3 protein-coding genes are annotated in these 16,243 nt (G+C 72.3%); all 3 read left to right on the top strand.

From position 1 onward, the window contains the following. The first annotated feature begins 26 nt into the window (after nucleotides 1–26). The 3 genes from FCH28_RS01060 to FCH28_RS01050 all read left to right on the top strand — a co-directional run bounded on the left by FCH28_RS01060 (nucleotide 27) and on the right by FCH28_RS01050 (nucleotide 16,108). On the top strand, nucleotides 27–5,609 hold the full coding sequence (locus FCH28_RS01060) for a type I polyketide synthase (protein ID WP_246102234.1): 5,583 nt from the start codon (nucleotides 27–29) through the stop codon (nucleotides 5,607–5,609). Nucleotides 5,610–5,670: 61 nt separating this feature from the next. Continuing rightward, nucleotides 5,671–10,602: a type I polyketide synthase gene (locus FCH28_RS01055; RefSeq protein ID WP_136737742.1), complete on the top strand. Its 4,932-nt coding sequence runs from the start codon at nucleotides 5,671–5,673 to the stop codon at nucleotides 10,600–10,602. A 64-nt stretch (nucleotides 10,603–10,666) separates the two neighbouring features. Then, entirely contained in the window at nucleotides 10,667–16,108 is a 5,442-nt protein-coding gene (locus tag FCH28_RS01050) for a type I polyketide synthase (protein ID WP_342781554.1), read from the top strand. Nucleotides 16,109–16,243 lie beyond the last annotated feature (135 nt).

Here is a 16,243-nt window from a genome sequence, read left to right as displayed (position 1 = left end):
GCCCATATTCCAGAGATGAGCAGGAAATGCGATCCGAAGAGCAATTGCTGGACTACTTGAAGCGCGTGACCGCGGACCTGCACGACACCCGGGTGCGGCTTCAGGCGACGGAGGAGGCGTCCCGCGAGCCGATCGCGATCGTCGGGATGGGGTGCCGATACCCGGGCGGCGTGTTCTCGCCGGAGGACCTGTGGCAGGTGGTCGCCGAGGGACGCGACGTCATCGGAGATCTGCCCACCGACCGTTCCTGGAACCTCGACACCCTCTACGACCCCGATCCGACGGCACCCGGTACCACGTACGCCCGCGGCGGTGGGTTCGTCGACACCGCCACCCATTTCGACGCGGGGTTCTTCGGGATCTCACCGCGGGAAGCCGCCGCGATGGACCCGCAGCAGCGGCTCGTCCTGGAGACGGGCTGGGAGGCGTTGGAGCGCGCCGGAATCCCCCCGACGTCTCTCGGCGGGAGCGACACCGGTGTCTATATCGGTACGGGCATGCAGGACCACATCATCCACCTGCAGAAGTCCCGGCAGGAGGCCGAGGGATTCGTCGGCACCGGTAACGCCATCTCGGTGGTGTCCGGCCGGCTCGCCTACACCCTCGGGCTCGAAGGCCCCGCCGTCAGCGTGGACACGGCCTGCTCGTCATCGCTGGTGGCACTGCACCTCGCGGTCCAGGCACTGCGCGCCGGAGAGTGCTCGCTGGCCCTGGCCGGAGGGGCGACGGTCATCAACACCCCCGTGATGTTCGTGGAGTTCAGCCGCCAGCGCGGACTGTCCCCGGACGGCAGGTGCCGGTCCTTCGCGGCGGACGCGGACGGTACCGGCTGGTCGGAGGGCGTGGGTGTGCTGGCACTGGAGAGGCTGTCGGACGCGCGGCGGCACGGGCACCGGGTGCTCGCTGTCGTCCGTGGGTCGGCGGTCAACCAGGACGGCGCCTCGAACGGTCTGACGGCGCCGAACGGACCGTCGCAGCAACGGGTGATCCGGCGGGCACTGACCGCGGCCCGGTTGACGGCTGATGAGGTCGACGCGGTGGAGGCGCATGGGACGGGGACGCGGCTGGGTGATCCGATCGAGGCGCAGGCGTTGTTGGCGACTTACGGCCAGGGCCGGTCGGCCGACCGGCCTTTGTGGTTGGGGTCGTTGAAGTCGAACATCGGGCACGCACAGGCTGCCGCGGGTGTCGGCGGCGTGATCAAGTCGGTGATGGCGTTGCGGCACGGGGTGTTGCCGCAGACGTTGCATGTGGACGCACCGACGCCGGAGGTGGACTGGTCGGCGGGTGAGGTGCGGTTGCTGACGGAGCGGCGGGACTGGCCGCGTGCGGGCCGGCCGCGCCGGGCGGGCGTGTCCGCCTTCGGGATCAGCGGCACCAACGCCCACCTCATCCTCGAAGAAGCCCCGGAAGACGCTCCCGAAGACGCGGCCGCCCAAGCGCCCCGCCTCCCGGGGATGCCGTGGGTGGTGTCCGGGCGGGGCAGGCAGGCGCTGCGGGCTCAGGCGGCCCGATTGCGGCACTGGGCCGCGGGACACCCGGACGTGGCGCCGGAGAAGGTGGGCCTGGCTCTGGTCAGGCGGCGGTCGGTGTTCGAGCGCACCGCGGTGATCACCGGCGCCGACCACGACGAACTGCTGAGCGGGCTGTCGGCCCTGAGCGAGGACCGGCCGGCGCCGGGCGTACGCCTGGAGACGACGGCCGGGGGCGGTCTCGCCTTCGCGTTCACCGGGCAGGGAGCCCAGCGCCCGGGTATGGGACGCGGCCTGTACGAGACCTTTCCCGCGTACGCCGAGGCGTTCGACGAGGCGTGCGCGGCACTGGACCCGCACCTGGAGCGCCCGTTGGCGTCGATGGTCTTCTCCGACGATCCCGCCGACGCCGAGGCGCTGAAGACGACGGCGTACGCACAGCCGGCCCTGTTCGCCGTGGAGACGGCGCTGTTCCGCCTGATGCAGTCGCTCGGCGTCCACCCGGATCTGCTGATCGGGCATTCAGTGGGCGAACTGTCCGCCGCTCACGCGGCCGGGGTGCTCTCGCTTCACGACGCGGCACGGCTGGTGGCGGCCCGTGGGCGGCTGATGCAGTCCCTGCCCGAGGACGGACGGATGCTGGCGGTCCAGGCGTCGGAGGACGAGGTGCTGCCGTGGGTCGCCGAACTGTCGGAGCAGGCCGGTGGCTTGGCGGTGGCCGCCGTGAACGGGCCCGAGTCGGTGGTGGTCTCGGGCCGCACCCAGGCCGTGAACAAGCTGGAGAAGGAGTTCGCCGGGCGTGGCCGCCGCGTCCGATACCTCGACGTGAGCCACGCGTTCCACTCCCCGCTCATGGACCCGGTTCTGGACGAGTTCGCCCGGATCGCGGCGTCGGTCACCTACCGGCCGGCGGCGACCCCCGTCGTCTCCAACGTGACCGGGGACCTGATCGGCGACGACCGGCTCGCGGACCCCGCCTATTGGGCGGACCACATCCGCGCCACGGTCCGGTTCGCCGACGGAGTACGGGCGTTGGCCCGCGAGCAGGTGGACACCGTGGTCGAACTGGGCCCGGACGCCGCACTCACGGCGCTCGGCGGCGAGATCCTCGACCAGGACACGGCCGCTTTCGTGCCCGCCCTCAGCCGCAAGCACGACGAGACGTCCACGTTTCTGACGGCGCTGGCCCGGCTGCACGCCCGTGGCATCCCCGTCCGCTGGCCCGCCGCGACCACGCCGTCCGTCGAGTTGCCGGACCTGCCCACCTACGCCTTCCAGCGGGAGCGCCACTGGCTCGACGGCGTGGCGGAGACCGATGTCGCGGGCACCGGCCTGACCGGCATCGGCCATCCGCTCCTGCCGGCGGAGACCGCGCTACCGGGCACGGATGGTGTCGTCCTCACCGGCAGCCTTTCGCTGCGGGACCATGCCTGGCTCGCCGACCACGCCGTGCTGGGCGTGGTGCTGGTGCCCGGCGCGGGGCTGCTGGACATGGCCCTGACCGCCGCCGAGCACGCGGGCTGCAACCAGGTCGAGGAGCTCACGCTGGAGAGTCCGCTGATCCTCCCCGAACAGGGAGCCCGCTCCGTGCAGGTCCTGGTCGGCACGGCCCAGGACTCCGGGCAGCGCGCGATCACGATCCACTCGCGGCCGCAGGACGGCGACCCGCACCCCGCGTGGACGCGCCACGCCACCGGGCTGCTGGCCACCGGCCCGCAGGAGGAGCCGGCCACCTCTTCGGAAGTCTGGCCGCCGACCGGGGCCGTCCCCGTCCCTGTCGACGACCTCTACCTCCGCCTGGCCGAGGGAGGCGTCGACTACGGACCGTCGTTCCGGGGACTGCGGGCCGCCTGGCGGCTCGGCGAGGACTTCTACGCCGACATCGATCTCCCCCTGCTGTCCGACGTGGAGCGGTTCACGCTGCACCCCGCACTGCTGGACGCCGCCCTGCATTCCCTCGCCCTGCCCGGCGCGATCCTGCACACGGGCCAGGCCCACCTGCCGTTCTCCTGGAGCGGGGTACGGCTGCACGCCTCGGGGGCCGACGCGCTGCGCGTACGGGTCCGGGGCACCGGGCCGAGCAGCGTCAGCCTGGAGCTGGCCGACGGTACGGGCCGGCCCGTCGCGACCGTCGGTGAACTCGCCCTACGTCCGGTGGCCCAGGAGCAGTTGCGGCCCCCCGGCGCCGACGCCACGTCTCTGTACACGGTGGAGTGGCCCGTGAAGGAGCTGCCCGAAGGCGCGGAGGGCTCCGCGGCGCGGACCTGGGCGCTGATCGGAGACGCCGAGCCCGACGGGTACGACGTCAAGGGCGTCGAGCTGAGCCACTACACGAGTCTCCCGACGCTCGCCGCCGCCCTCGACGCCACGGACGTACCCGTGCCCGAAGCGGTCCTCGTCCCCTGCTTCCTCCCCCACTCTCCGGGCTGCCCGCCGGAAGACTCCGCCGACCTCGTCGAGCGGGCGCACGACTACGCCGCGACCGTCCTCGACCTCGTGCGCACATGGTTGGGGGATACGCGTTTCGAGGCTTCCCGGCTCCTCCTGCTCACCCGAGGCGCGGTCACGCCCGACGCCGGCCACCCTCCCCTCGGTGACGAATCGGGCAGTCTCGCCTGGGGCCTCGTCCGGACCGTGCAGAACGAGCATCCGGGGCGGGTCCTGGTGGCCGACATCGACGACGATCCGGCGTCCTGGTCCGTGCTGCCCGGTGTACTCGCCCACGAGGAACCCCAGGTGGCCATCCGCCGTGGTGTCGCCCACGTGCCCCGCCTGACCCCGGCCCGCGCCGCCGCGGAGCGGCCCACCCCCTTCGACAGTGTGGGAACCGTGCTGGTCACCGGCGGTACGGGAGGACTGGGCAGTCTGCTGGCCCGTCATCTCGTAATCGAGCACGGGGTACGGCATCTGCTGCTGACCAGCCGACGTGGTCCGCAGGCGCCCGGAGCCGCTGAACTGGCCGCCGAGCTGACCGAGTTGGGAGCGCAGGTGACGGCCACCGCGTGCGACATGGCCGACTCGCCCGCCGTCGAGGAACTCATCGGCTCGCTCCCCGCCGACCATCCGCTCACCGCGGTGATCCACACGGCCGGCGTCCTGGACGACGGTCTCGTCGAGGATCTGACACCGGAGCGGCTGAACACGGTACTGCGTCCGAAGGCCGATGCCGCCGTCGTCCTGGACCGGCTGACCCGTCACCTGGATCTGGCCGCGTTCGTGCTCTACTCCTCCGTCGGAGGCACCTTGGGCGGTCCGGGCCAGGGCAACTACGCCGCCGCGAACGCCTTCCTGGACGCGGTCGCCCAGCGCCGCCGCGCCGAGGGACTCCCCGGACTTTCGCTGGGCTGGGGGCTGTGGAGCGACACCACCGGCATGGCCGCCGAGATCGGCACCACGCACGTCGACCGCCTGAACCGCTCCGGACTGGTCACGATGTCCCCCGCCGAGGGGCTGGCGTTGTTCGACGCGGCGATCGGCGGGGAATACGGCCCCGTGGTCCTGCCCGTCCGTCTCGACCTGCCCGCGCTCAAGGCCCGCGCCACCGCAGGAGCGTTGCCGTCGGTGCTCGCCGACGTGGTCCGCACACCCGCGGGACCGGCCCGCGCGGCGAAGAGCGGCAAGGTGTCCGGGGCCGCGCTGCGGACGAGGCTGTCGGAGCTGTCGGAGGACGAGCGCCGCCGGATGCTGCTGGACGTCGTACGCGAGAACGTGGCAGCCGTGCTGGGCCACCGTCAGGACGGGGCGGTCGACGACGAACAGCCGTTCAAGGACCTCGGGCTCGACTCCCTCACCGCTGTGGAGCTGCGCAACCGCCTCGCCTCCGCCACCGGTCTCAAACTCCCGGCCACCCTGCTGTTCGATCTTCCCTCGCCGTCGGCGCTCGCCCACCACCTGCTCACCCGCATGGTGTCGCAGGAGAGCAAGTCCCCGTTGGCCGAGGCCGTCGACCACCTCACGGCACTGCTCACCACCCCTGACGTGCGGGACCTGGAACGCAGCCAGGTCACCGCCCGACTGCGCTCCCTGCTGTGGCGGCTCGACGACGGCGGGGCAGCGAGCACGGAGGACGCCGCGGACCAGGCGGAGACGGACGACGACATCTTCGCGCTCGTCGACCGGGAGCTCGGCCTGGCGTGAGCCCGGCTCCGCGTCCTTCGAGCCCGGCCGCCCTCCCACCGAACACACAAGGAGCCCACCCGTGTCCACCGAGCCCACCGCGTCCGACGCACCCGGTCGTTCCCACGAGTCCGCCGGGTCCACCGCGTCCCCGCAACCGACCGAGGAGAAGTACCGCGACTACCTCAAGCGCGTGACCGCCGATCTGCGGCAGACCAAGCAGCGTCTGCGGACCGAGCGTGAACAGGCCGCCGAACCCCTCGCGATCGTCGGCATGGGGTGCCGTTTCCCCGGGGGCGTGCAGTCGCCCCAGGACCTGTGGGAGCTGGTGGCCGCCGAGGTCGACGCCATCGGTCCGCTGCCCGCCGACCGGGGCTGGCCGCTGGACACCCTTTACGATCCCGACCCGGACCGCCCCGGCAAGAGCTACGTCATGGAGAGCGGGATTCTGCACGACGCCGCCGGATTCGACGCCGAGTTCTTCGGGATCTCACCGCGCGAGGCACGGGCGATGGACCCGCAGCACCGGCTGCTGCTCGAAACCTCCTGGGAAGCCCTCGAACACGCGGGAATCCCACCGACCTCGCTACGGGGCAGCACCACCGGCGTGTACGTCGGGATGTCGCCCTTCGGCTACGGACCCCAGTCGGCGGAGGTCCCCGCCGACGCTGAGGGGCACGTCGTGACGGGCGGTGCGCCGGCCGTCGCGTCGGGACGGATCTCGTACCTCTTCGGTCTCGAAGGACCGGCGATGACCGTCGACACCGCCTGCTCGGCGGGGCTGGTCGCCCTCCACCTGGCCTGTGAGTCGCTGCGCCGGGACGAGTGCGAACTCGCCCTGGTCGGCGGGGCGGCCGTGATCGCCACCCCGATGGTCTTCACGGAGTTCAGCAAGCAGCGAGCGCTGGCCCGGGACGGCCGTTGCAAGGCGTTCTCGGCCGAAGCGGACGGCACCAGCTGGTCGGAGGGATGCGGTGTGCTCGTCGTGGAGCGGCTTTCCGCGGCCCGCCGCAACGGCCACCAGGTACTGGCCGTCGTCCGGGGCTCGGCCCTCAACCAGGACGGGGCGTCGAACGGCCTGACGGCGCCGAACGGCCCGTCGCAGCAGCGGGTGATCGAGGCTGCGCTCACCGCCGCCAGGGTCGCCGCCGACCAGGTGGACATGGTGGAGGCGCACGGCACCGGCACCCCGCTCGGCGACCCGATCGAGGCGCAGGCACTGCTCGCGACGTACGGCCAGGGCCGTGGCGCCGACCGCCCGCTGCGGCTCGGTTCGCTGAAGTCCAACATCGGCCACACCCAGGCCGCCGCCGGCATCGCCGGGGTCATCAAGACCGTCCTCGCGCTGCGGAACGGGGTCATGCCCAAAACCCTGCACGTGAGCCGGCCGACCACCCAGGTCGACTGGTCGGCCGGCCATGTCGAACTGCTCCGCGAGGCGCTGACCTGGCCGGAGGTCGACCGGCCCCGCCGGGCCGCGGTGTCCGCGTTCGGTGTGAGCGGCACCAACGCGCACGTCATCCTCGAATACGACGCCCGCCCCGCCGAGCCCGACACCGACACCGACACCGACACCGAAGCGGAATCCACCGCACCGACCGCGTCGCCGGGGCCCGTCCCCGTCGTACTTTCGGCCAGGTCGTCCGCCGGTCTCGCCGCACAGGCGGCCAGGCTCCGCCGGCACCTGCTGGCCACGCCCGACGCGGAGCCGGCCGACGCCGCCTGGTCGCTCGCCACGACCCGCGCGCACCTGCACCACCGGGCCGCGGTGGTGGCCCAGGACCGTACGGCTCTGCTGGCCGACCTGCGGTGCCTGGCGGACGGACTCGACCTGCCGCGGAACGTCGTCACCGGCACGGTGACGGCGAGCCGGAAGGTGGCCCTGATGTTCCCCGGGCAGGGCTCGCAGTGGCCGGGCATGGCCCGCGAACTGCTCGCGTCCTCCCCGGTGTTCGCCGAGTCGCTGCACGAGTGCGCCCGGGTGATCGACGAGATGGTCGACTGGTCGCTGATCGGCGTCGTGACAGGCGCCGACGAACAGCGCCTCGACGAGGTGGACGTCCTGCAGCCCGCGCTGTTCGCGGTCATGGTCTCCCTGGCGAAACTCTGGCGTTCCTACGGCATCGACGTCCACGGCGTCGTCGGCCACTCCCAGGGGGAGATCGCGGCCGCGTACGTTTCGGGCGCGCTGTCGCTGGCCGACGCCGCACGGATCGTGGTCACCCGGTCCAGGCTCCTGACCAAGGTCGCCGGCCGCGGTGGTGCCCTGGCGGTCGGGCTCTCCGCACAGGCCGCCACGGACCGGATCACGCCGTGGGACGGAAAGCTGTCCATCGCCGCCGTCAACGGGGCGGATTCGGTCGTCGTCTCGGGCGAGGCCGGGGCGTTGCGCGATTTCCAGGAAAGCTGCCAGGCCGACCGGGTGTGGTCCCGGCGCGTCGACGTGGCGGGCATCGCCGCGCACTCGGCCGAGATCGAGTCGGTACGCGACGAACTCGTCGCCGCCCTCCGGGGCATCGAACCGCGCGAGGCGGCCGTGCCCTTCTACTCGACGGTCACCGGCACCCGGCTCACGGGCCGGGAGCTGGACCCGGAGTACTGGTACCGGAACCTGCGGGAGACAGTACGGTTCCTGGACACCACCGAGGCGATGGTGGCCGACGGGATCGGCTTCTTCGTCGAGGCCAGCCCGCACCCGCAGTTGACGGTCGGCACGAACCAGACGCTCAAGGCCGCCGAGTCCGACGGCACGGTCCTCGGCTCGCTGCGCCGCGACTCGGGCGGTCCGGAGCAGATGCTGCTCTCCCTGGCGGAGGGTTACGTCCACGGCCTCCCGGTGGACTGGACCCGCGTCCTGGAGCCGGGCGAGCGGATGCCGTTGCCGACGTACGCCTTCCAGCACGAGCACTACTGGCTCACCGCCGCGGACACCGCCGGCGCCGTGACAGAGACCGACGCCCGGTTCTGGGACGCCGTGGAGCGCGAGGACCTGGAGCAGCTGGCCGACGAACTCGGCACGGACACGGGCATGGCCGAGGTCCTGCCCGCGCTCGCCCGCTGGCGGCGCGAGGGGCGCCGCCGGTCGCGCCTGGACTCCTTGCGCTACCGGATCACCTGGCGGGCCGTCACCGAACCGCCGTCCGCGGCCAAGGTCCCGGGCCGTTGGCTGCTGGTGGGCGACGACGACCGGACCAAGGAGGTGGAGCGGCTGTTCGAGGCGGCCGAGGTGCTGTCCTCGGTCGGCGTGGACCGTGCCGAACTCGTCGAACGGCTCGGCGGGGCGGACCCGTTCGACGCCGTGGCCTACGTCGGCCGGGACGCCGAACGGCTGCTCGTCCTCGTCCAGGCCCTCGGCGACATGGACGTCACCGCGCCCCTGTGGTGTCTGACGACGGGTGCGGTCAGCACCGGCCCGTCCGACCCGCCGGCCGATCCTGACGGTGCGGCCCTCTGGGGGCTCGGCCGGGTCGTCGCGCTGGAACGGCCGGACCGGTGGGGCGGCCTGGTGGACCTGCCCGACTCGCTGGACGACCGGACAGCCGGACTGCTCGCCGGAGTGCTGGCGACCGCCGACGAGGAGGACCAGCTCGCCGTCCGGTCGAACGGCGTCTGGGCCCGTCGGCTCGCCCACGCCGCCACCGCCGAGTCACCGGGCGAGTGGAAGCCGTCCGGCACGGTGCTCATCACGGGCGGGACGGGGGCCATCGGAGGGGCGGTGGCACGCTGGCTCGCCGAGCAGGGCGGCTGCTCGCTGGTCCTGGTCTCCCGCCGTGGCCCGGACGCCCCCGGCGCGGCGGAGCTCGCGGCCGAGCTGGCAGCCATGCGGACGCCCGCCCGGATCATCGCCGCCGATGTCGCCGACCACGCCGCCATGACGCGGGTGCTGAGCGACGTCACCGAGGAGTTCGGGCCGTTGCGCTCGGTGTTCCACGCCGCCGGTGTCCCGCAGAGCACCCCGCTGGAAGACATGTCGGTCGACGAGTTCCACGAGGTCGTCTCGGCCAAGATCGACGGGGCCCGGGTGCTCGACGAGCTCCTCGGCGACACCGAGCTGGACGCGTTCGTCGTGTTCTCGTCGATCTCCGCGGTCTGGGGCAGCTCCCGCAGCGGCGCCTACGCCGCCGGCAACGCCTATCTGGACGCCCTCGTCGAGCAACGCCGCGCCCGCGCCGCAGCCGGCACCTCGGTCGCCTGGGGTTTCTGGGGCGACGGTGGCATGGTGGACGCCGAAACGGCCCCGCTGCTGCGTCGCATCGGCCTCGTCCCGATGAGCCCGCAGGACGGCATCGCCTCACTCCACCTCGCCCTCGCGAACGACGATGTGGCAGTGGCCGTGGCCGACGTCGACTGGGAGCCGTTCGCCGCCACCTACACCGCGGCCAGGCCCCGCCCGCTGATCGAGGGCCTGGAGGAAGTGCGGCAGGCTGCCCTGCGTGGTGAAGCCGGGCCGCGGGTGGAGTCCGTACCGGCAGAGGTCTTCCGCAGCGAGATGCTGGCTCTGGGATCGGCGGAGCGGCTGACGGCGATGACCGATCTCGTGCGCACCGAAGCGGCGGCGCAGCTGGGGTGGAGCGACCCGGAGCGCATCGAACCCCACCGCGCCTTCCGGGACCTCGGGCTCGACTCCCTGGCCTCGGTCGGCCTGCGCAAGCGGCTGGACGGCAAAACGGGGCTCAGGACTCCGGTGACTCTCGCGTTCGACCACCCGACACCCGCCGAGGCCGCCGCCTTCCTGCTCGAACTCCTCCTGCCGGATGGTGCCGACCGCGACCCGGCGGTGCGTGTCGAGGACGAACTCGACCGTCTGGAAGCGGCACTCGCCGGCTCGGAGGCGGGATCGGTCGGCCGGGCCCGGATCACCATGCGTCTGTCGAGCATCCTCGCCCGCTGGAAGGAGACCGGGCCCACCTCCGCCCTGCCGACCGCCGATGAGGACGCCGCGGACGCGGGTCTCGCCGACGCCTCCGACGACGAACTGCTCGACGCCCTCGGCCGCGAGTTCGGTATCTCCTGACGAGCCGTCTCCCGGCCCGACAACCGTATGTCCCGAACAGGCACCGCCACGAAAGGCTTCCCCCGTGCCCCAAGAAGAGAGCGCGTCCGCCGACGGACGGATGCGGCATTTCATCACCGAACTCACCGCCGAGCTGCGCCAGGCCAAGAAGCGGATCAGCGCGTACGAGGCCGAGGAGAACGAGCCGGTCGCCATCGTCGGGATGGGCTGTCGGCTGCCCGGTGGCGCGACCAACCCGGCCGAGCTGTGGGAACTGGTCTCCACAGGCACGGACGCCATCGGGGCCTTCCCCACCGACCGCGGCTGGGACACCGAGCGGATCTACGACCCGCTGGGCGAACAGCCCGGCACCACCCGGATCCTCGAGGGCGGTTTCGTCTACAACGCGAGCGGCTTCGACGCGAGGTTCTTCGGCATCTCACCGCGTGAAGCGGTCGGCATGGACCCGCAGCAACGGCTCCTGCTGGAAACGACCTGGGAGGCCCTTGAGGATGCCGGGATCCTCCCCGCCGACCTCCGCGGCAGCCGCACCTCGGTCCATGTCGGCGCCGGCACGCAGGGCTACGGCTGGAACATGTACGCCGACGACCGGGACACCGACGCCGAGGACCACAGCATCATCGGCGTCACCACCTCCCTCGTGTCCGGGCGCATCGCCTACACCCTCGGCCTGGAGGGCGCAGCGCTGACCATCGACACGGCCTGCTCGTCCTCGCTGGTGGCGCTGCACCTCGCCTGCCAGTCGCTACGCCGTGGCGAGAGCGACCTGGCACTGGCCGGCGGTGTGACGGTGATGGCGGCGCCGAGCGTGTTCGTCGAGTTCACCAAGCAGGGCGGCCTGGCCGCCGACGGCCGGTGCAAGTCCTTTTCCGACGACGCCGACGGCACCGGCTGGGCCGAGGGTTCCGGCGTCCTCGTCCTGGAGCGGCTCTCCGACGCCCACCGCAACGGCCACCAGGTCCTTGCCCTGATCCGTGGCTCCGCCGTCAACCAGGACGGTGCGTCCAACGGCCTGACCGCACCGAACGGTCCTTCCCAACAGCGTGTCATCCTCGACGCCTTGGCGAGCGCGCGCCTGGAACCGCGGGACATCGACGCCGTGGAGGCGCACGGAACCGGCACGACGCTCGGTGACCCGATCGAGGCCCAAGCACTGCTGGCGACCTATGGCCGGGAGCGGGATCCCGACAAGCCGCTCTGGCTGGGCTCGCTGAAGTCGAACATCGGGCACAGCCAATCCGCGTCGGGCGTACTGGGCGTCATCAAGACGGTGCAGGCCATGAGGCACACCACCCTGCCGCCGACCCTGCACGCGGCGACCCCGACCACAGCGGTGGACTGGAGCGCGGGCGCCGTCCGGCTGCTGGCCGAGTCCCGTCCGTGGCCGAGCGAGGGACGCCCGCGCCGGGCCGGGGTCTCCTCCTTCGGGATCAGCGGCACCAACGCGCACGTCATCCTCGAAGAGGTAGAAGCCGAGCCCGAGGTTCACGAACCCGCCCCGGAAGGTCCGGTCCCGCTGCTGCTCTCCGGCCGGTCGGAGCAGGCGGTACGGGACCAGGCGGAGGCGCTGCGCGCACACCTGCTGCGCCGCCCCGCGGACGAACTGACGGACGTGGCCAGGTCATTGGCCACCACGCGGACCGTGTTCGAACACCGCGCCGTCGTCGTCGGCGAGACCCGGGAAGCCCTTCTCGACGCGCTGTCGTCGGTGACCCCGGTGCTCTCGGGCCCCGGACGTGTGGCGGCTGTGTTCTCCGGCCAAGGCGCTCAGCACGTCGGGATGGGACGTCAACTGGCCGCGGATTTCCCGGTGTTCGCCGGGGTGCTGGACGAGGTGTGCGCGGTGGTGGATCCGTTGTTGGGGCGGTCGTTGCGGGAGGTGATGTGGTCGGAGCCCGCGGAGCAGTTGGAGCGGACGGAGTTCGCACAGCCGGCGTTGTTCGCGTTCGAGGTGGCGATGGCGCGGTTGTGGCAGTCGTGGGGCGTGGAGTTCTCCGTGCTCGCGGGGCACTCCGTGGGGGAGATCGCCGCCGCGTGTGTGTCGGGGGTTCTGTCGTTGTCGGACGCGGCGCGGATGGTGGTGGCGCGGGGCCGGTTGATGCAGCAGTTGCCGGAGGGCGGGGCCATGGTCGCGATCGCCGCGAGCGACGTCGAGGTCGAACTCCTCGCCTCGGGAGAGCCCGCGGCCACGATCGCCGCGGTCAACGGCCCGGAGGCGGTCGTGGTCTCCGGTGCCGAGGCAGCCGTCATGCGGATCGCGGACTACTGGCGTGAACAGGGCCGCCGTACCTCCCGGTTGAGGGTGAGCCACGCCTTCCACTCGCCGCTCATGGAGCCGATGCTCGACGACTTCGCGGCGGTCCTCGGCGAACTGACCTTCCACGAGCCGTCCATCCCGGTCAGCCCGTCGGCCGACAGCTCACGGCCCTTCGCATCCGCGGAGTACTGGCTCGACCACGCCCGCCACGCCGTACGCTTCGCCGACGCGATCCAGAAGATGCCCACGGTCGACCTCTTTCTCGAACTGGGCCCGGACGCCGCACTGACCCCGCTGCTGGACGGGGACCGCCCCGCGGTGGCCACCGCCCGCCGGGACAAGCCAGAGGCGCTCACCCTCCTCCAGGCCGCGGGCCGGGCACACGCCCACGGTGTGGCGATGGACTGGCCGGCCCTGCTGGGCACCGGACGGCGGGTGCCGCTGCCCACGTACCCCTTCCAGCGGCAGACGTACTGGCTCGGCGGCACAGCCTCCCCCACCGACTCGAACGGCGCCCGTCCGGCAGCCCGCAACAGCCGGGAAGAGCGATTCTGGGCAGCCGTCGAGCAGGCGGACGAGCAGACGCTCACCAGCCTGGGCGCACCGGCCGAACTCGCCCCGGCCCTCCCGGCGTTGGCCCGGTGGCACCGTGAGGCCCGGTGGGAGCGCACGCTCGACTCGTGGCGTTACCGGATCGCCTGGCAGCCGGTGGCCGAGCCCCGGTCCGTCGCACAGGTTCCGGGTACCTGGCTGGTGGTGGTGCAGTCGGGCGACGACACCGGGGAGACCGCCGCGGCGCTGCGCGTCCTGACGCGGATCCTCGCCGACACGGTGATCGTGGAGACCGGGACCGACCGCGAGGAAGCGAAGGCAGCGCTGGTCGATGCCCTCGCCGACGCGCCCATGCTGGCCGGAGTCGTCAGCCTGATCCAGCACCCGGACGCGCTCCTGACGCTCCTTCAGGCACTCGGCGACGCGGGGACGGGCGCCCGGCTGTGGTGCCTGACCCAGGGCGGGGTGGGCACGAGCGACGGCGAAGCGCCGCGCAGCGCCCACGCGGGGGCGTGCTGGGGACTCGGTCTGGTCGCCGGCCTCGAACACCCTGACCGCTGGGGCGGTCTGCTCGACCTGCCGGTCCGGCTCGGCGAGCGCGCCACCGGCCGGCTCGCCGGCATCCTCGCGGGCGACGTGGTCGAGGATCAGGTGGCGTTGCGGGACAGCGGCGTGCTGGTGCGCCGGCTGGTGCAGGCCCCCGCCCTGCCCGCGGCCCGCGCCTGGAACCCGTCCGGCACCGTGCTGATCACCGGCGGCACCGGATCACTCGGCGCGCACGTGGCCCGCTGGCTCGCCGAGCGCGCCAAGTGCTCCTTCGTCCTGCTCTCCCGCAGCGGGCCCGACGCGCCCGGGGCCGCCGAACTCGTCGATGAGCTGGAGAAAGCCGGCGCCCGGGTAAGCGTCGTCGCGGCCGACGTCGCGGACCACGCGCGGATGTCCGCCCTGGCGGCCGAACTCGCGGCCAGGGGCGAACCGGTGCGCGCGGTCTTCCACGCCGCGGGCGTCGGCCAGAACACCGCGCTCATGGACATGAGTCTGGAGGAGTTCCGGACCGTCTACTCCGCCAAGATCACCGGCGCCACAGTGCTCGACGAGGTGTTCGGCGATGCGGAGATCGACCTGTTCGTCCTCTTCTCGTCCGTCTCCGGGGTATGGGGCAGCGGTCGCTACGCCGGGTACGCCGCGGGCAACGCCTACCTCGACGCCCTCGCCCAGATGCGCCGCAGCCGCGGGCTGGCCGCGACGTCCGTCGCGTGGGGAGTGTGGGCGGACTCCCACATGGTCACTCCCGAGGCCGAACAGCAGTACCGGCGGCGCGGCTTGATACCGATGCCCGCGTCCAGGGCTATCGCCTCGCTGGAACGGGTTCTCGACGCCGACGAGCCCACGGCAGTAGTGGCCGACATGGACTGGGACCTCTTCATGACCGGCTACGGCGCGGCTCGTCGGCGCCCGTTGCTGGAGGAGCTGCCGCAGGTGCGGGCGCGGCGTCCGCAGGAGGCGACCGCCTCCGCCGCGGACCGGAACGACCTGCGGGGCAGGCTCGCCGGGCTGTCGCCGGCCGAACGGGGGCCCCTCCTGGACGACTTGGTGCGCGCCACTCTTGCCGAGGTGCTCGGTCACCCGGACCCGTCCGCCCTCGCCCTGGACCAGCCCCTGGTGGAACTCGGCTTCGACTCGCTCTCCGCCGTGCAGGTGCGCAACAAGCTGGGCCTCGCCACCGGGCTCTCGCTGCCCGCGATGCTCGTCTTCGACCACCCCACGGTGACCGCCGTACGCGACTTCCTGGCCGCCGAACTCGACGGCGCGGGCCGGGACCGGACGGCACAGAAGACGGGTGAGGGGCACGAGGACGTGGTGTCCGGGGCTGACGAGTCCTTCGCCGCCATTTACCGCAAGGTCGCGCTGCGGGGGCGTATGGAGGAGGTCGAAGACCTGCTGGGCAGCGCGTCGGGCCTGCGTGCCCGCTTCTCCGACGCTTCCGGGGCTCCGGACGGCACTCGCTTCGTACGGCTCGCCACCGGCGGGCAAGGGCCCGCTGTCATCAGTTTCCCGCCGTTCGCACCGGTGGAGCAGACCCTGCAGTTCGTCCGGCTGGCCAGCTTCTTCCGTGACCGACGGGATCTGAGCATGGTGACCGTGCCGGGCTTCCTGAAAGGCGAACCGCTGGCCGAGAGCGTCGATGTGCTCATCGACGTCCTGGCCGAATCGGCCATGCAATGCGCGGCCGGCTCGCCCTTCGCACTGCTGGGGTACTCGTCGAGCGGCTGGCTCGCGCACTGCGTCGCGGCCCGCATGGAAGCTCTCGGCGCACCGGCCCAGGGACTGGTCCTGCTCGACACGTACCTCCCCGACGGCATGTCGGTGGCACTGCGCCAGGCCATGACGTACGAGGTGAACGAGCGACGGTCGCGGTTCACCAAGCTGAACTTCACGACGATCACCGCGCTCGGTACCTACCGCAGGATGTTCCGCGGCTGGACCCCGCAACCGGTCTCCACGCCGACGCTGTTCATCCGCCCCGAGGAGTGCATCCCCGGCGATCCCGGGCTCCCTCCGCTCAGCGGGGAGTGGCGCACGCACTGGCCGCTGCCGCACACCGACGCGACGGTCCCGGGTGACCACTGCACGATCGTCGCGGAGAACGCCGACGCCACCGCGGCCCTGGTCCACGACTGGCTGGACGCCCTCTGACCGGCTCGACAACCACCGTTCAGCTAGGGGCTCGTAGGGGTTCTGGCCCGTCGCCGGCGCTGGTTGAGTCAGGGGCCTCACGTTGACCTTCCAGGAAGGGCTCCACGTGTCTCAACCGATGAGTGGCGTCAAGGA

It is taken from the genome of Streptomyces piniterrae (assembly GCF_005048155.1).
In the GTDB taxonomy this organism is placed as follows: Bacteria; Actinomycetota; Actinomycetes; order Streptomycetales; family Streptomycetaceae; genus Streptomyces; species Streptomyces piniterrae.
The sequence above is the reverse complement of the archived record's forward strand: the minus strand, read 5'-3'. Positions and strand labels throughout refer to the sequence as shown.

Bases quoted from the DNA above. Each gene is read 5' to 3' on its own strand.
- FCH28_RS01060 (WP_246102234.1), top strand. From the start codon at position 27: ATGCGATCCGAAGAGCAATTGCTGGACTACTTGAAGCGCGTGACCGCG.